Source organism: Rhodoferax sp., assembly GCF_028689305.1.
In the GTDB taxonomy this organism is placed as follows: Bacteria; Pseudomonadota; Gammaproteobacteria; order Burkholderiales; family Burkholderiaceae_C; genus Rhodoferax.
The window spans coordinates 38,169-57,733 of record NZ_JAQTWM010000006.1; the positions used below are offsets into that span (position 1 = coordinate 38,169).

The 19,565-nt window shown below is 58.4% G+C and carries 25 protein-coding genes; 7 read left to right on the forward strand and 18 right to left on the reverse strand.

The genetic code is table 11. The annotated features are described in order from the left end of the window. Positions 1–7: 7 nt before the first annotated feature. The 7 genes from PHW99_RS02430 to PHW99_RS02460 form a co-directional block, all read right to left on the reverse strand. Positions 8–1,276 (reverse strand): S49 family peptidase, encoded by a 1,269-nt coding sequence (locus PHW99_RS02430; RefSeq protein ID WP_300173479.1) that lies wholly within the window; start codon positions 1,274–1,276, stop codon positions 8–10. Between the two features lie 9 nt (positions 1,277–1,285). Next, complete coding sequence (locus tag PHW99_RS02435; protein WP_300173481.1) at positions 1,286–2,818, reverse strand: phage portal protein; 1,533 nt, start codon at positions 2,816–2,818, stop codon at positions 1,286–1,288. After that, a complete protein-coding gene (locus tag PHW99_RS02440; RefSeq protein ID WP_296532185.1) occupies positions 2,818–3,039 on the reverse strand; it encodes a hypothetical protein in 222 nt (73 codons plus the stop codon). Before PHW99_RS02440 ends, PHW99_RS02435 begins: the two co-directional genes overlap by 1 nt. Positions 3,040–3,062: 23 nt before the next feature. Continuing rightward, complete coding sequence (locus PHW99_RS02445) at positions 3,063–3,467, reverse strand: hypothetical protein (protein ID WP_300173483.1); 405 nt, start codon at positions 3,465–3,467, stop codon at positions 3,063–3,065. Positions 3,468–3,473: 6 nt separating this feature from the next. After that, positions 3,474–3,980: a hypothetical protein gene (locus tag PHW99_RS02450; protein ID WP_296532180.1), complete on the reverse strand. Its 507-nt coding sequence runs from the start codon at positions 3,978–3,980 to the stop codon at positions 3,474–3,476. Positions 3,981–4,066: 86 nt separating this feature from the next. Continuing rightward, a complete protein-coding gene (locus PHW99_RS02455) occupies positions 4,067–6,109 on the reverse strand; it encodes a phage terminase large subunit family protein (RefSeq protein ID WP_300173486.1) in 2,043 nt (680 codons plus the stop codon). Further along, on the reverse strand, positions 6,109–6,681 hold the full coding sequence (locus PHW99_RS02460) for an elements of external origin (RefSeq protein WP_300173488.1): 573 nt from the start codon (positions 6,679–6,681) through the stop codon (positions 6,109–6,111). The genes PHW99_RS02455 and PHW99_RS02460 overlap by 1 nt, the downstream gene beginning before the upstream one ends. Positions 6,682–6,943: 262 nt before the next feature. Between PHW99_RS02460 and PHW99_RS02465 the strand changes: the two genes are divergently transcribed. The 7 genes from PHW99_RS02465 to PHW99_RS02495 all read left to right on the forward strand — a co-directional run bounded on the left by PHW99_RS02465 (position 6,944) and on the right by PHW99_RS02495 (position 10,779). Continuing rightward, the gene (locus PHW99_RS02465; RefSeq protein ID WP_300173490.1) at positions 6,944–7,210 is read left to right on the forward strand and encodes a hypothetical protein; all 267 of its coding nucleotides are present in this window, start codon (positions 6,944–6,946) and stop codon (positions 7,208–7,210) included. A 170-nt stretch (positions 7,211–7,380) separates the two neighbouring features. Beyond that, positions 7,381–7,590, forward strand: a complete 210-nt coding sequence (locus PHW99_RS02470; protein ID WP_300173492.1) for a hypothetical protein — start codon at positions 7,381–7,383, stop codon at positions 7,588–7,590. Between the two features lie 95 nt (positions 7,591–7,685). Then, positions 7,686–8,399 carry a DUF3489 domain-containing protein gene (locus PHW99_RS02475; RefSeq protein ID WP_300173494.1) on the forward strand — a complete coding sequence of 238 codons (714 nt, stop codon included), beginning with the start codon at positions 7,686–7,688 and terminating at the stop codon, positions 8,397–8,399. 95 nt (positions 8,400–8,494) lie between these two features. Then, positions 8,495–9,484, forward strand: coding sequence for a DUF932 domain-containing protein (locus PHW99_RS02480; protein ID WP_300173496.1), 990 nt, complete (start codon positions 8,495–8,497; stop codon positions 9,482–9,484). A 140-nt stretch (positions 9,485–9,624) separates the two neighbouring features. Further along, on the forward strand, positions 9,625–9,984 hold the full coding sequence (locus PHW99_RS02485) for a hypothetical protein (RefSeq protein WP_300173498.1): 360 nt from the start codon (positions 9,625–9,627) through the stop codon (positions 9,982–9,984). Positions 9,985–10,083: 99 nt separating this feature from the next. Then, entirely contained in the window at positions 10,084–10,293 is a 210-nt protein-coding gene (locus PHW99_RS02490) for a hypothetical protein (protein WP_300173500.1), read from the forward strand. A 120-nt stretch (positions 10,294–10,413) separates the two neighbouring features. Beyond that, the gene (locus PHW99_RS02495; protein ID WP_300173535.1) at positions 10,414–10,779 is read left to right on the forward strand and encodes a hypothetical protein; all 366 of its coding nucleotides are present in this window, start codon (positions 10,414–10,416) and stop codon (positions 10,777–10,779) included. On the opposite strand, the gene PHW99_RS02500 is transcribed toward PHW99_RS02495, so the two are convergent. The 11 genes from PHW99_RS02500 to PHW99_RS02550 all read right to left on the reverse strand — a co-directional run bounded on the left by PHW99_RS02500 (position 10,725) and on the right by PHW99_RS02550 (position 19,564). Beyond that, entirely contained in the window at positions 10,725–10,991 is a 267-nt protein-coding gene (locus tag PHW99_RS02500; protein WP_300173502.1) for a hypothetical protein, read from the reverse strand. The two genes, PHW99_RS02495 and PHW99_RS02500, sit on opposite strands and share 55 nt — an antisense overlap. After that, positions 10,988–12,283 carry a site-specific DNA-methyltransferase gene (locus tag PHW99_RS02505; RefSeq protein ID WP_300173504.1) on the reverse strand — a complete coding sequence of 432 codons (1,296 nt, stop codon included), beginning with the start codon at positions 12,281–12,283 and terminating at the stop codon, positions 10,988–10,990. Before PHW99_RS02505 ends, PHW99_RS02500 begins: the two co-directional genes overlap by 4 nt. Then, entirely contained in the window at positions 12,280–13,731 is a 1,452-nt protein-coding gene (locus PHW99_RS02510) for a site-specific DNA-methyltransferase (protein ID WP_300173506.1), read from the reverse strand. Before PHW99_RS02510 ends, PHW99_RS02505 begins: the two co-directional genes overlap by 4 nt. A gap of 596 nt (positions 13,732–14,327) precedes the next feature. Beyond that, positions 14,328–14,726 carry a DUF6362 family protein gene (locus tag PHW99_RS02515; protein WP_300173508.1) on the reverse strand — a complete coding sequence of 133 codons (399 nt, stop codon included), beginning with the start codon at positions 14,724–14,726 and terminating at the stop codon, positions 14,328–14,330. After that, the gene (locus PHW99_RS02520; RefSeq protein ID WP_296532148.1) at positions 14,719–14,928 is read right to left on the reverse strand and encodes a hypothetical protein; all 210 of its coding nucleotides are present in this window, start codon (positions 14,926–14,928) and stop codon (positions 14,719–14,721) included. The genes PHW99_RS02515 and PHW99_RS02520 overlap by 8 nt, the downstream gene beginning before the upstream one ends. A gap of 1 nt (position 14,929) precedes the next feature. Continuing rightward, entirely contained in the window at positions 14,930–15,406 is a 477-nt protein-coding gene (locus tag PHW99_RS02525; RefSeq protein WP_300173510.1) for a hypothetical protein, read from the reverse strand. Between the two features lie 137 nt (positions 15,407–15,543). Continuing rightward, positions 15,544–17,835 (reverse strand): phage/plasmid primase, P4 family, encoded by a 2,292-nt coding sequence (locus tag PHW99_RS02530; protein WP_300173512.1) that lies wholly within the window; start codon positions 17,833–17,835, stop codon positions 15,544–15,546. Continuing rightward, positions 17,822–18,085, reverse strand: a complete 264-nt coding sequence (locus PHW99_RS02535; RefSeq protein ID WP_300173514.1) for a hypothetical protein — start codon at positions 18,083–18,085, stop codon at positions 17,822–17,824. Before PHW99_RS02535 ends, PHW99_RS02530 begins: the two co-directional genes overlap by 14 nt. Next, positions 18,082–18,819 carry a hypothetical protein gene (locus tag PHW99_RS02540; protein ID WP_300173515.1) on the reverse strand — a complete coding sequence of 246 codons (738 nt, stop codon included), beginning with the start codon at positions 18,817–18,819 and terminating at the stop codon, positions 18,082–18,084. Before PHW99_RS02540 ends, PHW99_RS02535 begins: the two co-directional genes overlap by 4 nt. After that, positions 18,816–19,292 carry a DUF6511 domain-containing protein gene (locus PHW99_RS02545; RefSeq protein ID WP_300173516.1) on the reverse strand — a complete coding sequence of 159 codons (477 nt, stop codon included), beginning with the start codon at positions 19,290–19,292 and terminating at the stop codon, positions 18,816–18,818. Before PHW99_RS02545 ends, PHW99_RS02540 begins: the two co-directional genes overlap by 4 nt. Further along, positions 19,289–19,564, reverse strand: coding sequence for a hypothetical protein (locus PHW99_RS02550; protein WP_300173518.1), 276 nt, complete (start codon positions 19,562–19,564; stop codon positions 19,289–19,291). The genes PHW99_RS02545 and PHW99_RS02550 overlap by 4 nt, the downstream gene beginning before the upstream one ends. Position 19,565: the final 1 nt, after the last annotated feature.

The window sequence follows — 19,565 nt, forward strand, 5'->3', positions numbered from 1 at the left end:
GTGGGATTTAGCGAGCACCGATTCGGGCTTTGACGGCGGCAATCAGCGGGTTGTCAGGCGAAGCGGGGTTAGAAGCGGCCATGTCCTGGCGGTGTGCAGCATTCGGGTCGATGCGGCTGACGATTTCCGTGGATTGCTGCGCCATTGCCGTGAGCAACTGGCTGCGCACCTGAGCGGGTGCCACTTTGGCCTCCAAAAAGCCAGCGATCAGGTCAGTTCGACCAGCCAGGGTGCAGCTTTGCGCGACTTCAATCGCATCAGAGACTGCAAACACGGAGTCGGCGGTTGATGTGGTGGCCGAAGCGGTGGCAGTGCTACCAGTTTGGGCTTGTACGGGGGTGGGTTGGGCGGATTGGGTCATGGGAATTTCCTTTTCAGGTGAGGTTTCAGGGATGGTTTGACTGGCAAGCAGTCGGGAGAGCGAGGGAACCGGTGGCGTCAGCATGGAATTGATCTGCCTGATCGCGTCATCGAGCGTTCCCACGTCATCAGCCAGACCAGATGCAACCGCGTCTGTGCCGAAGTACAGGGCGGCTTGGGTGCTTTTGATGGTGTTCACGCCCATGCCCCGGTGTTTGGCCACCGTGGTGGCGAACAGGTCATAAATGCGGTTGACTTCACCCTGCAAGAAGCTGTGTGCTTCACCCGAGATCGGTGCGTGCGGGTTGAGATCGTTTTTGCGGTCACCGGCAAAGACTGCGGTGTAGGCAATACCGTCTTGCTGGTCTTTGACCGACTGGTCAACGTGCATGGCAATCACGCCAATGGAGCCCACACCGCCAGTTCGCGAGACGATCAGGCGGCTCGCTGCACTTGCCAGCGCATAGGCAGCGGAGAACGCCATGTCATTGGCAACCGCCCAAACCGGTTTGATGGCCGTTGCGGCGCGAATACGGTCAGCAAGATCGAACACGCCAGAGGATTCACCACCGGGCGAGTCGATGTCGAGCAGGATGGCAGCAACGCTCGGATCGGCCAGCGCTGTTTCCAGCGACTGGGCAATTCCGGCGTAACTGGTCAGGCCAGACTGGGCTTCAAGCCCCTGGGTGCGCCGCACCAGCGTGCCATATATGGGAATCACAGCAATGCTTGACCGAGCATCGCCGGTATCTGCATGGGCAGCGCTTCGATCAGGTTGGACAAAGCCAGTCGGTGCCGACAAGTCAGGCAGTCCGACGCGCGTGCCCAGCACCGACAAGATGACATCAAGTTTTGGGCGATGGATGAGCAGCGGCGCACCAAATAGGCGTGCCGCCAAATGCGGTAACAGGTTCATGGAAATCCTCTACGTGTCAGTGGTGACGGGATCGCTGGCTTGGGTGTCGGCGGCTTGAGCTGCATGCTTGTTGGGCTCTGCGCTGCCACCGTCTTTGGAGGTGCGTCTGGGGTCGGAGTCAAAAATCAGACCCAGGTCATCGGCGCGCTGGTTGTCAGCCGCGATTTCCCGGTCGACGTCCTCTGCGTCATAGCCAAAAGCCGAAATGGCCTCAGACCGACTCATCAGCCCAGAGCGAATCGCAAGCAGCATGGCTTTGAACTCTTTTTCGGGGTCCACCCACTGCCAGCCCTGCGGAATCCACTTGGCTGCGAGGTATTGCCGCCGCTTGGCATTGCCACCCCGGGCAAAGCCTGGAGCCTGCAATGCGCCACTGAGCACGGCCTGCTTCATCCATGCGGCCCACACCGGGCGACACATTTGATGCACCAGCACGCCGTGCTGCACCATCTCGCATCGCCGCCTGAACTCCAGCATCCCGGCACGAATGCTGGAATAGTTCACGCCAGAGAGGTCACCGGTCAGTTGCTCATAGGTGATACCAATGGCGGCTGCCACTGCCCGAAACTGGGCACGCAGGAATTCGCCGTAAGAACCACCCACATCGGCCGGGTCAGAGAACTTGATGTCTTCACCGGGCTCAAGAATCTGCATGGTGCCGGGCTCCAAACCAGCCAGTGACACACCGTTTCCATCCGGCAGGCCTTCGCCCAGCAGGTTGTCCTCCACGCTTTGCCGGGTGACAAAGCCTGCGAACATGGCGGCGGTCTTCTTGCGCACCAGTTCCGCGTCGTCGTACTGGTCGAGTTCATTGAGCTTGACCAGGGCGCGTGAAAGCCACGGCTCGCCCCGTATCTGTCCCGGGCGCAACACCTTGTAGAGGTGGATGATTTCACTGGCATCGATGCGCACTGTCTCCAGTCCACCCTGGCCGGACATCGGTGCGAGCCTGCCATCTTCGGGGTGGGAGCGGTACAAGTGGTACGCCACGCGCTTGCCAACACCATCAAATTCGATGCCGGAACGAACCACATTGCCTGAATCCAAATCGATATTGAGATTCAGTGGCAGGTGCTCGGGCTCGATCAGCTGGAGTTGCAGGGGCACGCTCAAACCATCTTCAGGTCGGCGCGGTCGCAGCCGGATCAGACATTCACCGCCCTCCAGCATGGCCCTACAGGCCAATGCCTGCAATCCATAAAAGTCAGTCTGGCCTGCCGCATCGGCTTCTTCTACCCAGTCGCGCCACAGCGTCTGCACTGCCGCCTTGAACGTGTCGTCACCGGCCAGGCTTTGAGGTTTGATGCCGGTGCCCACTGCATTGGCCACGAAGGCTTCGATGCCGGACTGCGCCCAGGCGTTGCGCCGCACCAGATCGCGGCTTTTGGTGCGCAATTCGGAATTGGTGGCAAGCAGGGCCGACACAGCGCCCGGGTTGCCGGGCATCCAGGCTTGTGCGCGTCTGCCACGGCCTGCCGCTTCATGTATTGGTCCCTGACCCACCTGGCCAAACAGACTTCTGATTTTTGTGTACCAAGCCATCAGAAGCCTTTGGATGTTGTCATGCGGATCTGGCGCGGCGCGCCGGGCCACATGCCAGTGGATGCAGCCTGCTCAGACAGACCTCGTTTGACCTCACGAATGGCTTGGCGTAGTTCGTCAACGGAGCGGTATTCGACCGTCTTGTCGCCAAAGGAGACACGACGCTCGCCTTGAGTGAGTGCGGTCTGCAAGGCTTCGAGTTGGGTTTGTGAGAAGGACATGGTGTTTGTTTTCTGTTAACGCATCAGCGCCAGACGGTCAGGTTCATCTCAGTGGTGTCAGACAAGGATCCGTTTGAGGTGGTGCAGACGACCTCCACAAACTGGGTGGTCTTGGCTTCTGCGGTGGCGCGTGCGCCAGCGTGTTTCATGGCGGATTGGTTGCCCGCATTGCGTGCGAACGCATGCCAGCAGTAACTGGCATCTGGCATGGGGCTCAAAAACGTCACCCGGAACTTGCCAGTGCTTGTGCGGGTGACGCTATGAACATTGAACCCAGCCCGAACCACCACCGTGGCCTCGTCACCAGAGCCACTGACACCAAAGCAGACCCAGGCTTTTGCAACCCCGGGGTGATCGGCGGTGATGCGGGTCTTGAGTTCAAGAGCCAGGCGCTGCGCCAATTCGGAGATGTGTTGGGCCAGGTTCATGAACGATCAGGCCAAAAGAGCAGCTTCAAACGCCGCCACAAAATCGGTATCCGCATTGCCGATGTCCAGCACTGAGACCGCACCGATGTTCTGGCGAGCCTGTTCCTGCTCAAGGGCAGTCAGGGATTGCGCCGCATCAAAGCGCACCCGCTTGTCGACAGCGGCAAGCAGTGCAGCAATGCCTGTCTGGTCATCCAGAATGGCCGTTTGCAACTCTTTGAGCGTGTCGAAGGCCGCATCAGCACCACCCAGCAAGTCAGCCTTGAGAGCATCAAGCAAGGAGGTGATCTTGGAAGCCGAGAACGTGGTGGCCGTACCAGCCGCGTTGGCATCGTCAATGATGGTGACGCCCGCCAAAGTGGAAATCTGGCTGCGCAGCTCATTGATGGAACTGACCAGGTTGGTCTTGTCAGTGGTCGAGAGGTTGGCCAGCGTACCGACCTGACCGTAAATGGTCTTGAACTCGGCGGCAAGGCGTAGAACCAGGGATTCAAGGCGTGTTTGCAAACTCATGGGGAAAGCTCCAAAAAAGGAAATGAAAGGCAATAAAAAAGGCACCGAAGTGCCAGGGTTAGACAGCCAATGAATGACCTCGGCCCCTAGCGTTTGAGCCAGGGACTGCGGATCACGCGTCGACTGAATTTGGGCTGTCCAGAAGCACTGATGCCAGCGCGACCGGGGTTGGTTGGGCTGGCATCAATGACATCTGTGGACAAATTTGATGAGGTGACATTCACCTCCGGATCGGGTGGCCGAGCCAGCCCGAGTTGTTTTTCTAACTCGCGCCAATGGCGCTCCTCGAAGCGGTCCAGACCGACACTTGACGCGGCAGCCCGGGCGTAAACGTAGCAGTCCAGGGCTTCGTTGCGCTCGCGCATCTTTTGCCACTCTCGGTGGGCGAAGCCGTTACGGTCGTGGCGGGTGATCAAACTTTCAGCGCACAACTGCTGCACAAATTCGGCATCCACTTTGGGCAAATGAACAAATCCAGCCGGATAGATCGGTGTGCTGCCGTCAGAGCCCACATCTGCTGCTTTGCGCAGGTTGTTGTAGAACTCCATCTTGGCCATGCCCACCGCCACCGAGTACAGCTTGATGCCTCGGCGTAGCTTCTTCCCACCTTGTGTCACATCCACCGCAGTGGGCGTGCCAATCAAGGCCGCACCACCCATCGCACCGCTGCGCACCCCTTTGACGGGCATCAGTCGCGGGTCATGGCAGCTGCGCGCGAACGCATAAGTCTCCTGGGTGGCAAAGCCGGTGTCCAGCGCCAGCCTGGTTAATGGCATCAACACACCACTGGCATGCGTCCAGCGCTCGGCCAGTAACTCTGACAACCGTTTCCAGACGACATCGCGTGCTGTGTCACCCATTAGCACGCGGTGCTCCACAAGCCAGGACTCCTTGCCCCGACCGAATGCCCAGATCGACACCTCAATCCGGTCTTTCTGCACGTCCGCACCGGCCACCAACAGCAAGCCACCCAGTGCAATGCTTCCGATTCGGTAATCTTCGCGGCGCTCAATGAGTCGCTGCCAGTCAGGTGCTTCGCCTTCCTCGAGCCAGGTCTCGCCCAGTTCGGTGTTTTTGAAGGTCTTGATGGCAGCAGCGGAACCGGATTCCTTGCTGACCGCGCTCTCCCAGGCGGCAGCCACATCGCGCCAGCTACGCCAGCCGACCGGACTGTATAGGCTGGAGAGGTGAAAACCGGCTGTCTTTTTGCGACCTTTGCTGCTCTTTGCAGACTCTTGCGCGATCATGCTGCGCCATTGGCCCAGCTCCAACATGCGCGTCTTGTGGTGCTCAGCAATTGGCTGTTCACAAGACTCGCAGACATAGGCTGCGGTCTCGGGTTTGGCTTTTTCCCAGCGCAGGTTCTCAAAGCGCAGCCACTGGCGGTGGTCGCAGTGCGGACAGGGCACAAAGTAGCGCCGCTGATCGGATGCCTCATATTCGCGCTCGATGGCCGACACACCCGAGATGGTCGGGGTCGACACGATAAATATCTTGCGCCGGGTGAATGTGCGCGTGCGGGCTTCGGCCAGCGAAATTGCATCACCTTCGCCTTCCACATCCAGTGGATACCCGTCCACCTCGTCCAGGAACAAATAGCGCACAGGCATGGAACGTAAGCCCACCGCGCTGTTGGCACCGGTCATCACCAACACGCCACCCCTGAACTCCTTGGCCAGAATGGTGTTGCCCGAGTCGCGCGACCGAGCCGGTGATATCAATTCACGCAATGCAGCGGACTCCTCAATCAAGGGGTCAATGCGCTGCTTGGAGTTACGTTTGGCCATGTCCACCGTCGGCCAGACCGCCATCATGGGCCCGGGCGCATGGTGAATCACGTAGCCAATCCAGTTCGAACCCATTTCGGTGGCACCCAGTTGCGCAGCCTTCATAAACACCACCCGCTCCACTGGCGACGATGGGGAGAGGCAATCCATGATCTCCTTCAGGTACGGCGTGCGGCTGGTGCGCCAGCGACCGGGCTCGGCAGAGGCTTTGCTGGAGAGCATGCGGTGCTGATCTGACCACTCGGAAACGGACAGCAGTGGGTCTGGGGTCAGGCCATCACGCCAGGCTCGCTCAATTTCGCTTGCGCCGTCGTAGTGATCGGTTTCGATTTCGGTGCTCATCAGTCAACGCTTGCCTGTAAGTTGCCCAATTCCTGCAAGTGCTCGCGCACCGCGTTCTCCAGCGCCACATGCATGGTGTGTGCATCCAATTCCAATTTGGCTGCCATCTGGGCAGAAACCCGTGCGGGCCAGTTCAGCCAGGCATCTCGCTCGCTACGCGCAAGCTTGAACACATGGGCAATAGCCTGCGGCCGATCAATGAGTTCACCCTTGAGCCTGGCCAGACGCACCTTGTTGGTCTGCGCCTTGACCACCTCGTTGACGGTACGAGCTTGTAAGAGCGAGGTTCCACCAGCACCGCCTGCACCGCCAGAACCAGTGTTAGTTGCAGTGCCACCACCACCTCTATTACCACCACCGTCGCCATCGACCTCCGGTACCTTGACCTTGACGGTCGCTCGTTGTGTTCCCGTCTTGGGCGCACTGGTGTTGCGCTCCCACTGGGCATCTGCCTGATCAGGATCAATCGTGCCGTCAGCCAGCGCATTGATGCGACCGCTACGGATGGCCTTGTGTACGGCGGTGTCGGTGACCCCGCGATGACGGGCGTAGGCGCGAATCGATAGTCCCATGAGTGGTGCGTGTGTTCTTCATTGCAAGGTCTGCCGGGCCTCGGATGCGGGCAAAAAAAGATGCAAATTTGCATGATTGTTTTCAAGCAACTTCCAGCGAATTTGCCCGGAAATTGGGGAGTGGCTTTAAAGCAAATGGTGATTCAAAAGATTCGAAAAAATGATGCGAATTGACTTGGCTTCACAAGCAAACAGCGTCTTCATAGAGGTGTTGCAGCAAACCTGCTCAACGCGACAAAACCCAACCAAAAGGACGCACATCATGAATAACGCAGCAGCCCCATCCACCACGCAAGTGGCCGAGCAACTTCGCGACATCCAGCTTGAATTGATCGACTTGCTTGACCGCGCCAAAGAACTTCTTCGCACAGCCCCAAGCATCACCCGCGAACGCGCAGAGAGCTATTGGCTGGCACACGCCCGCATGGCCATCACCAAAAACCACAGTTACTTGGGTGGCTCCATGGTTGACATGGACGACACCATCGCAGAGATGGAAGGTGCAGATGGCGAGGACGACGAGTCCTGATCAAAACAAAGCGCCGCCAACCAAACTGGCGGCGCACAGGCAATCAGAGCAGCGTCAGATGGAAGCGACTACCTCCAAAAAATGAATCAAAAAATGTTCGAAATTGACTTGGCTTCTGAAGCACACAGCGTCTTACTAGAGGCATCGCAACAAACCAAACGGAGTTAGAAATGAAAAACACCATCGACCAGATTTTTGCCCTGATTGCTGAGAAGCACCTCTTTATCGAGACCCTTGAAACGCGCAACTCAGACCGCCTTGACTTCCATGACGTGTCAGTCTGGGGTGTGCGCAGCGCCCTGGAAGCAGCCTTTAAAGCCGGGGTTGAGTTGGGTGCATCCATGCCAAAACCGACTGAGTCGGAGATTGGCAACACATAAACAAATCACGACAAGCCAAGCAGAAAAGGCTTGGCTTGTCTTGCCAACAGCGCGTTCATCACATCGTCTTAACAACCACCACGAAGGAGCCCCAAATGAGCACCATTTCATTGACCGCCACCCAACAAAGCATGCTGGCCCATGCCATCCATCACACCGATGGCCGCATTGACTGGTTTCCAGAAAACATCAAAGGCGGCGCGCGCCAAAAAGTTCTGCAAGGACTTTTCAATCGCGCCTTGATCACACCACATGGGTCAGACTGGCTAGTCGCAGCCGAGGGTTTTGATGCCATGGGCTGTGCCCGACCCACGGTTTGCATGATTGACCAAGACGATCACGAACTGGATGCAATCGTTACGCAGGTTGAGGCAACCTGGTCGCAGGAGGCGGTTGCAGACCAACCAGCGCCATCAGAGTCGGGTGACGAACAAGGCGTATCAGTTAAAACTGAGCCCCAAGCAGACCAAGGCGAAATCGCCACGGGTTGCGACGAACGCCTGGCTGGCACAGATGCACCAGCAACTGAAATCGACGCGACACATGGCCAGCCCTTGCCAGCGGCAGCGCCTGCCGAACAACCCATTACGAAGGCCATCCGAACCCGCGAACACAGCAAGCAGGCAACCATCATCGGGATGCTTCAGCGCGCCGAGGGTGCCACCATCGCCCAGATCTGCGAGGCAACCGGCTGGCAAGCCCACACCGTGCGCGGCACCTTTGCCGGAGCCTTCAAGAAAAAACTGGGCATGACCATCACATCAGACAAAACCCAAGGTGGCGTGCGCACCTACCGCGCAGCAGCCTAAAAAATAGATTCAAAGAGAAGCCGATTTAGCTTGGCTTCCCTCACAAACAGCGCGTTACTACCAACACCATCAACCCACACAGGAGCATTTTTACCATGGCACACGAACTCGATTTCTCCACCGGCCAAGCCGGTTTTGCATACGCCAGCGGCAGCGACAAACCATGGCATGGCCTTGGCCAGACCGTCGACCCCAGCGCCGACACACAAACCTGGCGCAAAGCAGCAGGCCTTGACTGGCAGGCACTGCGCGCACCAGTCAGCTACCAAAACGAGGTCACTCAAAGACCCCAGACCTTTGCAGAAAAGCATGTCTTGTATCGCAGCGACACCGGATTGCCTTTGTCGGTGGTGTCCGCCGACTACCGCACCGTGCAGCCCGCCGACATCCTGGGCTTTTTTGGTGAGTTGGCCCAGTCTGGCGGTTTCCAAATCGAGACGGTCGGCTCTCTGAAGGAAGGGCGGCGCATTTGGGCATTGGCCCGTGTCGGCGAGAACGCCCGCATCCTGGACGACGAGGTGGCACCCTTTTTATTGCTGGCCACCAGCTTTGACGGATCCATGGCGACCCTGGCCAAATTCACCACGGTTCGGGTGGTGTGCAACAACACCTTGCAGGCCAGTCTCAAAAACGATGCTGGGCAGACGCAGGTCACCATCTCGCACCAAGCCATCTTCGATCCGGCCAGCGTGCGCGCCGATCTTGGCATCGCACTGAACTCCTGGGAAGGCTTCAAGATGCAAGCCGGGTTGATGGCCACGCGCAAAATCAACGACACCGAGGTTGACAACTGGCTGCTTGAGTTGTTTGAGCCTTTCATGCCCTACGGTCAGGACTACAGCCCCGAGCAGGTGCGCAAGTCCAAAGGCTACCAGCGCATCACCGAGTTGTTCAACGGCGAGCAACTTGGTAGCGGCCAAGATGCCATCGACGGCACGCTTTGGGGTTTGCTGCACGCCACCACCCAGTACCTCGATCACGAAAAGGGGCGCATCCAGGACAACCGGCTCAACGCCGCATGGTTTGGCCCGGGCGCAAAAATGAAGGAACACGCCTACGCCCTGGCAGAAAAAGCCCTGGCTTGAATCGCAATCGGCGGTCAAGGGTGCGCAAATTTGCGCACCCACATTGATTCAAAAAATGATGCGAATTGACTTGGCTTCTCAAGCGAACAGCGTCTTCATAGAGGTGTCGCGATTGACGACGAACCTTTAGGAAAAACGCAATGACCACCATGACCATCACCATCGAGCGCACACCGCGCACCGTCCAACTTGGCACCGCCACCCTCCAAACCGAGGAGTTGAGTGTCTCCTTGCCCTTTGCCCGCAAGCCTTGCGACCTGAGCGAACTCGGCGGCGGGACACCTTCCAAAGTGCTGGTCACAGAAACCCACGAGATGAGCACCACAGAATTTGACGAGTTTGCCGCCAACCTGCTGCGTTCACGCACCTGGCTCAATGGTCGGGGTGGCACAACACGCGAAGGCACTTTGTGCGTCGAGGTCTGCGCACCGGGTCGCCCCTACCTTTACATCAACCCCGAAGGCGGCGATTACGCCCGGTATGTGGCGCGTCTCGGATAAGAAAACTGATTGAAAAAGGAAGCCAAATTGACTTGGCTTCTCCATCAAACAGCGCGTTACTACGGGTGTCGCAACAACCACCCCGAAAGTACAAGCACCATGAGCCAAGTCACCGTCAAACGCATCTCCACCACCGAAGAACTTGCCTCCCAACGCACTGTTGGCTACCAAATCTTTGTAAACGACGAGTATTTGCTGACCTGCACCGATGTTTGCGATGCGATGGACTTTAAGGAAAAGCTTGAAAAGCAGCCGCACGATTGGGTCCAAATTACATCTCACTCTGATTGGGACAAGGTAAAAACCTGACACCAGCGGGCCAGCAAACTGGCCCGTCAAATAGATTCAAAAATGATCGGAATTGACTTGGCTTCTCAATCAAACAGCGCGTTACTAGAGGCATCGCAACACACCAAACGGAAGAACGACATGACCAACGCAACACAAACCCTCGCCACCAAGAACGAAGACTGGGGCTTTTGGGGAACCATGAACGAGCACGCCACAACAGCCTGGCCCATCGCCTCCACAGCGATTGCCGCCGCCACAGGGTGGGAACCTGAACAAGTCAGAGCCTTCCTGGACAGCCGCCACGGTCGCCACTTTGCAGACGATGTCCAAAACGGACTTTTTGTGGGTTGCAACCTCAAGGACGCGATTGACAAAGCCACTGCCAAATGGATGGGCTGGACGATTGGGCGCATAACCGCCAAGGAGACAGGCATCCCTCGCGGCATTGCTTACTTGACCGGGTTTGTGGTGCAAGCCGCCATCGACGACGAGCTTTTTGCCTGACGCACTCGCCGGGCCTCAAACGCCCGGCGAAGCAAGTAGCTACGCACCAGCGACACACCCGTAAAGATCAATCCGATCATCAGGTTCTGCGACAAGGTCGCATGCAGTCCAAACAGCGGGAACACCAAATGCTGAGTGGTGACCGCCACGATGTAGCCCACCAGCACGTTGGCCACCGACTCCACCAGGGACATCCAACGCGACTGCATCACGATTGGCCCTGATCTTCCTGGCCAGCTTCGCCAGTATCACCACCGACAACTCCGGCCAAATCGTTGAAGCCAACGCCATCGCACTCGCGAGTGGCAAGTTTTCCGGTCCAGTCCTGCCAGCGCCGGACAATCACGTCGACATACTTCGGATCAAGTTCCATCAGACGCGCTGTGCGGCCTGACTTTTCTGCGGCGATCAGGGTCGTGCCGGATCCGCCAAAGGGGTCGAGCACCACGTCACCCGGCTTGCTGGAGTTGCGAATGGCGCGCTCCACCAGCTCAACTGGCTTCATCGTCGGGTGCAAATCGTTCTTGTGGGGCTTTTTGATCTGCCACACGTCACTCTGGTCACGGTCACCACACCAGTGGTGCTTACCACCCTCGGGCCAGCCGTACAGAATCGGTTCGTACTGGCGCTGGTAGTCAGAACGCCCCATGGTGAAGGTGTTCTTGGCCCAGATAATGAAAGTCGACCACTTACCACCAGCCTCGCGAAACGCTGCTTGCAGCACGTCGAGTTCACTTGACGACATGGCCACGTAGACCGCGCCGGTGCAGTTGGCCATGATGGGTGTGAGGGCTGCCAGCAGGAAGTCATAAAAGCCGTCGCCCAGGTTGTCGTTGAGGATGGCACGGTCTTTACCGCGCATCTTGTCCTTGGCGCTGTTGGCATAGTTGACGTTGTACGGCGGGTCGGTGACCGTCATGTCCACGTCATTGCCTTGCAGCAGCACCTCATAACTCTTGGCATCGGTGGCATCGCCACACAGCACACGGTGGCCACCAAGCAGCCAAACGTCGCCAGGGCGCGAGATAACTGCATCTTGCGACTCGGGTACCTCATCGTCACCGGTTTGGCCCGTGTCGCCTTCCTCGCCCTCGAACAGGTCGGCCAGCGCGTCGGCATCAAAGCCGGTCAGCGACAAATCGAAATCGTCATCGCGCAATGCATCGAGTTCCACCCTCAGCATCGCATCGTCCCAGCCTGCGTTTTCAGCAATGCGGTTGTCTGCAATGATCAGCGCGCGGCGCTGGGTGGGTGTCAGATGGTCGAGCACGACCACCGGCACGACTTCCAGTCCGAGTTTCTGTGCCGCAGTCAATCTGCCGTGGCCAGCCACGATGATGCCGTCACTGCCAGCCAGAATGGGGTTGGTAAAGCCAAACTCGACGATGGACGCAGCGATTTGCGCCACTTGCTCTTCCGAATGGGTGCGGGCATTTCTGGCGTAGGGCAGCAGTTTGGCGGTTGGCCACTGCTCAATTTTGTTGGCCAGCCAGGATGCGGTCATGGATTTACCTCTGCGGATTCAATTGTTGGGGTTGCTGGCACGAGTCGCTCTGCTGCGACCGCCTTGAAGGTCTGGCCGGTCGCTGCAAGCGTCACCGGCACATCAGGGAAGTTTTGTTGGAAGCGAATGACGGCAACGTCCACGTACTGCGGTGCGATCTCCACCAGTCGGCACTGGCGACCGCTGCGCTGCGCGGCCAGCATCGTCGTGCCGCTGCCGCAAAAGGGCTCGAACACGATGTAGCCACTGTCCGAGTAGGCTTCCATCACGAACTGGGGCAGCGCCACCGGGAACACTGCCGGGTGATCGATGTCTTGCCCGATCTTGCCTTTGTGGCGCATGATGCGAATGACCGAGTCGGCAATCTTGGTATCTTGGGTAAGCGTGCCGACGTGGTTCCACGAGGTTTTGCTGCCATCCTTGTTGCGCATGCCACCGGCGCTGGTGCCGTCACCACGCAAGTGGGTGTCACGCCCGGCGTAGATGCAGGGCACATTTTTGTTGGGCCTGCGCACCTCGGAGTCCTTGCGGTTGAAGTGAAACACGAACTCGAACGCTGGCGCAAAGCGTCCACTCCAGTCGCCCGGCAGGCCCGGGCCCTGATCCCAAACGTACCAGCCAAAGCGCCGCCACCCCTGCTGGCGCATCCATGACAGCCAGCTGTCCCAGTACGGGACAACTTCCTGCTCGCGGTGGATCAGCCCCAGGTTGACCAGCACCTGACCGGTGGCAGCCATCGGTAGGTTGGCAAAGACCGACCGCATCAGCGCATCCCAATCAACAATCGTGTCGGTGTAGTCGCGCTGGGTACCGTAGGGCGGCGACGTGAAACACAGCGCAGCCTTTTCAGATTGCATCAAAGCAGCGATCACCGCCGGGTCACCGGCATCACCACAGATCAGACGGTGTGCGCCAAGCTGCCAGACATCACCAGTTCGCGATACCCGATTGACTGGCGCGTCTGGAACTTCGTCACCTGCGTCTGGGGCATCGTCGGATTTGTCATCGCCTGCCGGGTCGTCGCCGGTCTCGCCATCAATGTGTTCGGCCATCATGGCTTCGATCTCGGCATCCTCAAAACCAGTGAGCGCAAGGTCGTAACCGGACTCACACAGTTCGGTGAGTTCGAGGGCCAGCATCTCTTCGTCCCACCCGGCATCGAGTGACAGGCGGTTGTCAGCGATCACATAGGCGCGCTTTTGGGTGGGCGACAGGTGTCCCAGTTCGATGACCGGCACTTCCGTCAGGCCCAATTTGCGGGCAGCAGCCAGACGACCGTGCCCGGCGATCACGCCGCTGACACCGTCGACCAGCACCGGATTTGTCCAGCCAAACTCGGCGATGCTGGCGGCGATCTTGGCCACCTGTTCCTCGCTGTGGGTGCGAGGGTTGCGGGCAAACGGGATCAGCGCGTCAACCTTGCGGTACTCAACGTTGAGTGGATTCACGGGTTTGATGTTTCCAAAAAAGTGCGGCCCGCACAGGTCTGTGAAACCTATGACGGGCCGCGAGGTGCGCCATCTCAAGCGCTGGAGTTGAACGAAAGAACCCGCCGCCAGATGTTGCTGAGGGCGGGTTCAGGAAAAGTCAGGCTAAAAAATACAGGTCAGATTGCTAACGATCTAAAAAGCAGATGGCATCCAAATACTGGAGGTCATCGCTTGCTGTGCGGCGTTGACTCATGCAAAGGGTGTGAATTGAATTCCCCCCCTTTGGCACGCAGGGTGCAAACCTGCCGCTGGTGCAAACCCCTGCAAACTCTGGTTTGCAGTCTGTCGGTGGGCGGGTCTTGCGCTGTTGCCCCCCGCATAGGATTTTCTGAAAGAAGGACCCCTTTTACCTGGGGCTCAGTGGCTAATTTCCAACTGATCACTAGCGGTTTTCTCCATCCATAGCCGTAAATATACCGAAAAACGCTCTGGTTGTTTCACACCAATTTGCAGGCAAAAGGGACAAACTCCAAATCAAAGGACTGAGTGCCAAAGCATTACCCTACGTGACCCAATAGCTCAGACGATTTGTCGGGCTATTGGGGCTTGCCGAGTCACTTTTTGCGGCTGTCATTGAGCTTTTCTGCCATCAACGCCATGGCCTGATTCCAATGCCGCCAAGCAGTCGAGCGTCCAATGGCAAAGCGCGTGCAGATGTCACGCCAGCCGTACCGCTTGGCCCGCATCCAGACCAGATGACGCTGCTCAACCTCAAGCCACTGCACCCAGAGCATGACCTCAAGCATGTCCTCCACGTCCTTCGGTGATGGAGGGAAGCGACAGACCACACGCTCATCGGTTGCCAGCATCTCCCACTGGCAACGCACGATGGTGGGCCACGCGTTGAAGTAGCCCTGCACATTGGCCGAGGGCAGTCGCCTTGCCGTGACCGCAGCGTCCTCGAAGCGGTTGGCCACGTCATCAGGTGTCCAAGGTGTGTTGCGCTCAGCCATGACGTGTCCTTGGTGTGCCATACAAACGCTCGCCGATGCGTCGTACCAGTTCACGCTCGAGGTAGTCCAGCCGCTTGTCTTCAGCGTTGACCACCAGGATGTTCTGATCACGCCAGCCGCGTTGCTTGACGCTGTCCAGGTCTGTGACGGTTGGCTGCAATCGACCAAGGGGGCATTGGTAGTGGTGGGTGGGAACCTTCATGTCACACCGCCAGATCGTCTTTGTTGTTGTCGAGTGCCCAGTGCAGGATGGCCAGGGCATCGGCTTCGTTGTCGTCAGTGACGGGGTGACCAAGGGCACGCATGGCGGCAATGACTTCGGCCTTGCCTGCGTTGCCTTTGCCAGTGGCGTGCTTCTTGATCGTGCCCACGGGCACGCCCTGATACGGGATGCGGTGGTGCTCGCACCAGGTGGTGAGAGTAGCCATCAAGCCGCCATAAACGTGGGCTGCATCCACGCCAACGTGGCGGCGTACCTCCTCGAAGTACACAGCGTTAATCTCGCCCGTCATTGTTTTGATTTCAGCCAACCAGTGTTTGAAGCGCAGGAAGCGCATGCCACCGCCCTCGAAGCGCTGGGACTTGAAGCTGACAAAGCCGTGCGCGGTTTGGCCGTTCTGAGGTCGCAGTGCCCAGCCAGTGGTGGTGCCCAGGTCAAGGGCAAGGATTGTGTTGTTCATGATTTGTGTCATTTCAGGGTGGGTCTGACGCAGTCGTCGCAGCATGTCGTTACTTTCCATAAGGTGCGGGTCACCTCACGTGTGAGAGTTAACGAGGGACTGTGACGACTGCGTCAGACCGAGGGTTTTTCATGGGGTCAGTTGTCTGCGTAGGGGGTGTAGCTGGCGCTGGGTGGTGACTTCAAACCGATGCCCTTGAAGCCACGCACACCGGAACCGTTGCGCCATTTCTCATAACCACGGGTGATCAGCAAATCAGAAAACCTGCGTTGCGCACCGATGAATTCGCCAGCCGCTTCTGCCCAGGTCTTCCAGTCGTTGAACAACTCTGCGGTCAGTGACTTGGCACTGTCCACAGCCACGCAACGTTCATCAAGCCAGCGTCCCAGCGCATCCTCGGCTTCGAAATACTCATCAGTGGCATCCGTGACCTGTTGTGGACGATCAAGCCGACCCAGTCTTTGCCATGCCAAACAGCCCTCCAGCGCCCAGGCAAGGATTCCGTCACGCTCGGCCAGGAGTTTTTGCTGGAGGTGTTTGTCACGCTTTTCTGGCGGCACGGTGATGGTGAAGGGGATGAGGTGCAAGCGCCGCTTCATGGCTTCGTCGATATTGCGAATGGCAGGCTTGTGGTTGCCCGCAACGAACAACTTGAACTGCGGGAAGAACTCAAAGAAGTCCTGGCGCATGAAGCGCGCAGCGATCTTGTCGCCACCAGTGAGGTTTTTGACCTTTGATTCCGCCCAGCGGCGACCCTGTTCAGTCTCGATGGCAGCTACGAAGCGTGCCCCACGCAGACCGGCCATATCGGTCGGATGGCGGTCGGTACGGGTTTCCATGAACGTGTCCATCGGCGCATTGGTGGCGTAGTCGCCCAGAATGTCGGCCAGGGTGTTGACGAACACTGACTTGCCGTTGGCACCGGTGCCGTACAGAAAGAACAGTGCGTGCTCCCGTGTTGACCCGGTCAGGGCATAGCCCACCATGCGTTGCAGATAGGTCTGCATTTCCACATCGCCCCCAGTGACCTCATGGATGAATTGCCGCCAGGTCGGACACTCGCCACGAGGGGTGGCCGTGGTGATCTTGGTCATGCGGTCGCATCGATCATGGTCTCGCAACCGCCCACTCTTCAGATCGACGACACCACCCGGGGTGTTGAGCAACCAGGGATCTGCATCCCACTCATCAGTGGTCGCCGCATGGCGACGGTCAGCGCGTGCTAGCCTCTCAACGCCACCGATGGTGCTTGATGCTGCCAATTTGGCAGCTATCCTGGGGTTGCTCGCATTGAGCGATGCGTGCCGACACACATGCCGAATCAAGTCGCTGGCAGCCAATGTGTCTTCAGCGCGCCAGCGCAGGCCGTCCCATACCAGCCACTTGCCCCATCCTGCAACGTAGCGCCAATCGTTGTGATAACGGCGGGTGAACGACAGTGCCAGGGCATCTTCCGTGCCCCAAACAGCCTCTTCGGTCGCACTGCCGGTGGTTGCCGATTCCGGACCATCGGCCACCAAATACATCTGCATTCGCGGGCCATGAGCAATGAAGCCTGCAACATCGAAGCCCTCGGCTTGAGCATCTGCTGCATCCCACCCCTCGGCCGCAGCCTCTGGCGGGTACAGAATATGGCAGGTCTTGGCTCCAGCGGCCAACATCGCCTGCGCGGCACGATCTGCGTATTCCCAGCCCGGCTTGTCTTTGTCGGGCCAGAGCAACACCGTCTTGCCCGCCAGCGGTGACCAGTCGGTTTTTTCGACCGGCGCATTGGCTCCATGCATGGCGGTGGTGGCGCAGATGCCCGCATCGATCAGCGCTTTGGCGCACTTTTCTCCCTCGACCACTACCACCCGATCTGACTTGAGCATGCCCGGCTGGTTGTACAGTGGCCGTGGATCAGGCGGTGTAGCCTTCTTGCGTTTGACATCCCAGGGCCGGAATTCCTTTTTCTGCCCAGGTGGGTCATAGCGGTACACGATGGCGATCAACTTGCCTTCGCCATCGTGATACTCCCATTTGGCCGTTGCTGGGCCCAGTTCATCCATGGCGGGCTCTGCCTTGCGTTTGCGCGTTGCCTCTGGTGGAGCCTTGCCGACCAGTTGTGCCGCAAAGCCCAGAACCTTGGCAAAGTCAGTATGGACGTTGAGCGACAGGTGTCCGGAAATCAGGTCGAAGATGTCGCCGCCCTGACCAGTCGCACGATCTGTCCACAACCCAGCTTTGTCGCCGGTGACCACAATTTCCAGACTGTCACCAGGGCTGCCCAGGATGTCGCCCACCAGAAACTTGCCGCGTTTGACCTTGCCAGCAGGAAACATGTCCTTCAGTACCGACTCAAGTCTCGACAACAAGCTGGCGCGAATCTCTTCGCGGTTGCCATCGCTGGAAGGTGTCTGTGCCGGTGTCACATCGTTAAAGTCCATCATGGCTGGCACCCTCCGACTGGTCTGCCTGCGTGTCGGAGTCGCCAGCGGTACTGCTGTTGGCAGCCCAACTCTTCAGTTCATTCATGCGAAAGCGAACCAAGCCGCCCAACAGGTAATGCGGAATGCGGTGTTTGGCTCGCATCTTGGGGTCACCAAACCAGTACAGGGGCAGTCTCAGCGCGCACGCAGCCTGCTTGGCATCGATCATGGGTTCGGCATCCATTTGGAATTCTTGGTTTTTTGTGTTCATTGGGTTGTCCTCCAGCAGCGGTCTTGCCACGCGCAAAACTTGCATTCAAAGTGAGTGGCATCGAGATAGGCGCGAGGTAGCAGTTCACCTGCCTCAGTGGCGGTAATGACCTTCACGCCCCGGTCGGACATGCGCTGGGCCAGTGCCGCATCGAACGGCACTAACTCGGCGTAGATGTCCATGGTGTCGGCGTTGACCGCCGTGAAGATGGCCGGGTTGTCATGCAACTCCAGGTAGGCCTGGTAAATGGCCACTTGCGCGGCGTAGACCGGCTTGGAGACCGCGAGCTTGTTTTTCTCAAGATCACGCCAGGATTTGGAGCCCAGGCACTTGTTTTCCCAAAGCGCCGGATAGGAATACCCTTCAGGCCCGCCGACAAAGACACCATCAATGTGCCCCTGCAAGCGACCGTCAGCCGTTGAAAACCCAAACTGCTCGCCGTTCGGCTTGTGCGTGCGCAGATCGAAACCGGCGGCGCGCAGCCACGCGACCATGCTGTCCTCGTTGACGTGGCCACGCTCAAAAATGCGCAGAATCCGCCCCTGCGTCTCGCGCCCCGGGTCCACCGGCGCTTGGGCGTACTCGTATTGCAGGGCGCGCTCGCACGACACCCCCAGACGAGACGCGCCCAGGTACTGGCGGGATTTCTCCTTGGAACGGGTCTTTTGCAGACCCAGATCGATCAGAGTGCTGATCTGGCCACTGACGCTTGATGATGAGTTGAAGTCCATCATTTGGCGTCCTCCCAAGGCAGGTCGTTTTCCATGTCGGCAAACGGATTAGCCATTGGGTCAGCAACCTCTGGCAGACCACGCACAGGTGGGTACTTGGACTTTTCATGGTGCTCCACCATGGCCTGCGTAAAACAGGTCACGATGGAGTCGATCACCTTCAAAGCCTCGGATTCAGAATAGTCACCAAGTGGTTTGGTGAACCCGATAGCCCCGGCTGCTTCGCCGAAGGCCTTGAGGCACTTAACCATGGCGTTTTGTTCAACTTCAGAGAGATTTACCATGGCTACCCCCTTGGAGTCGACGAGGTCGTCCTTCAATCTGACCCAGTTGCCATACATGGCGTGAAACGCTTTTTGACAGCGTTCGGAACAAAAGACCCAGTCCAGCGGATATCGCTGGGCCTGTCCGGTGCGATGCCGGGTGTCGGTATGACCGTACCCCCGGGCTTGACGTGAGCAGACCCAGCATTTCATCGCCTGCCTTTCTTCTTGCAATTGACAAGACGTTCACTGACCGGGCGACGACCCTCGGTATAACCGTCGCAGTCAACAAAGAAGCGGGTTTTGGCATGGGTACAGCGGCACTGCTTGATCATCTGGTGCTGATAGGCACGCGTGCAGTCAGTGCAGTAGTCGCTGTCACCAGCACGGGTCTTGATGGCGTAGGTGCGCCACTGCTGGTACTGCGACGCGTCACTGAAGCAGCCTGGGTGGTAGGCCTGCGCCGTGGGTAAAGAGGCATTCATG

Excerpts from the sequence above, each read along its gene's own strand:
- PHW99_RS02450 (WP_296532180.1), bottom strand. The coding sequence starts at position 3,980 with ATGAGTTTGCAAACACGCCTTGAATCCCTGGTTCTACGCCTTGCCGCC.
- PHW99_RS02535 (WP_300173514.1), bottom strand. The coding sequence starts at position 18,085 with ATGAACACAAAAAACCAAGAATTCCAAATGGATGCCGAACCCATGATC.
- PHW99_RS02470 (WP_300173492.1), top strand. The coding sequence starts at position 7,381 with ATGAAAAACACCATCGACCAGATTTTTGCCCTGATTGCTGAGAAGCAC.
- PHW99_RS02505 (WP_300173504.1), bottom strand. The coding sequence starts at position 12,283 with ATGACCGCATCCTGGCTGGCCAACAAAATTGAGCAGTGGCCAACCGCC.
- PHW99_RS02460 (WP_300173488.1), bottom strand. The coding sequence starts at position 6,681 with ATGGGACTATCGATTCGCGCCTACGCCCGTCATCGCGGGGTCACCGAC.
- PHW99_RS02485 (WP_300173498.1), top strand. The coding sequence starts at position 9,625 with ATGACCACCATGACCATCACCATCGAGCGCACACCGCGCACCGTCCAA.
- PHW99_RS02515 (WP_300173508.1), bottom strand. The coding sequence starts at position 14,726 with ATGGCTGAGCGCAACACACCTTGGACACCTGATGACGTGGCCAACCGC.
- PHW99_RS02475 (WP_300173494.1), top strand. The coding sequence starts at position 7,686 with ATGAGCACCATTTCATTGACCGCCACCCAACAAAGCATGCTGGCCCAT.
- PHW99_RS02525 (WP_300173510.1), bottom strand. The coding sequence starts at position 15,406 with ATGAACAACACAATCCTTGCCCTTGACCTGGGCACCACCACTGGCTGG.
- PHW99_RS02490 (WP_300173500.1), top strand. The coding sequence starts at position 10,084 with ATGAGCCAAGTCACCGTCAAACGCATCTCCACCACCGAAGAACTTGCC.
- PHW99_RS02445 (WP_300173483.1), bottom strand. The coding sequence starts at position 3,467 with ATGAACCTGGCCCAACACATCTCCGAATTGGCGCAGCGCCTGGCTCTT.
- PHW99_RS02435 (WP_300173481.1), bottom strand. The coding sequence starts at position 2,818 with ATGGCTTGGTACACAAAAATCAGAAGTCTGTTTGGCCAGGTGGGTCAG.
- PHW99_RS02550 (WP_300173518.1), bottom strand. The coding sequence starts at position 19,564 with ATGAATGCCTCTTTACCCACGGCGCAGGCCTACCACCCAGGCTGCTTC.
- PHW99_RS02430 (WP_300173479.1), bottom strand. The coding sequence starts at position 1,276 with ATGAACCTGTTACCGCATTTGGCGGCACGCCTATTTGGTGCGCCGCTG.
- PHW99_RS02520 (WP_296532148.1), bottom strand. The coding sequence starts at position 14,928 with ATGAAGGTTCCCACCCACCACTACCAATGCCCCCTTGGTCGATTGCAG.
- PHW99_RS02480 (WP_300173496.1), top strand. The coding sequence starts at position 8,495 with ATGGCACACGAACTCGATTTCTCCACCGGCCAAGCCGGTTTTGCATAC.
- PHW99_RS02495 (WP_300173535.1), top strand. The coding sequence starts at position 10,414 with ATGACCAACGCAACACAAACCCTCGCCACCAAGAACGAAGACTGGGGC.
- PHW99_RS02530 (WP_300173512.1), bottom strand. The coding sequence starts at position 17,835 with ATGATGGACTTTAACGATGTGACACCGGCACAGACACCTTCCAGCGAT.
- PHW99_RS02540 (WP_300173515.1), bottom strand. The coding sequence starts at position 18,819 with ATGATGGACTTCAACTCATCATCAAGCGTCAGTGGCCAGATCAGCACT.
- PHW99_RS02545 (WP_300173516.1), bottom strand. The coding sequence starts at position 19,292 with ATGAAATGCTGGGTCTGCTCACGTCAAGCCCGGGGGTACGGTCATACC.
- PHW99_RS02440 (WP_296532185.1), bottom strand. The coding sequence starts at position 3,039 with ATGTCCTTCTCACAAACCCAACTCGAAGCCTTGCAGACCGCACTCACT.
- PHW99_RS02465 (WP_300173490.1), top strand. The coding sequence starts at position 6,944 with ATGAATAACGCAGCAGCCCCATCCACCACGCAAGTGGCCGAGCAACTT.
- PHW99_RS02455 (WP_300173486.1), bottom strand. The coding sequence starts at position 6,109 with ATGAGCACCGAAATCGAAACCGATCACTACGACGGCGCAAGCGAAATT.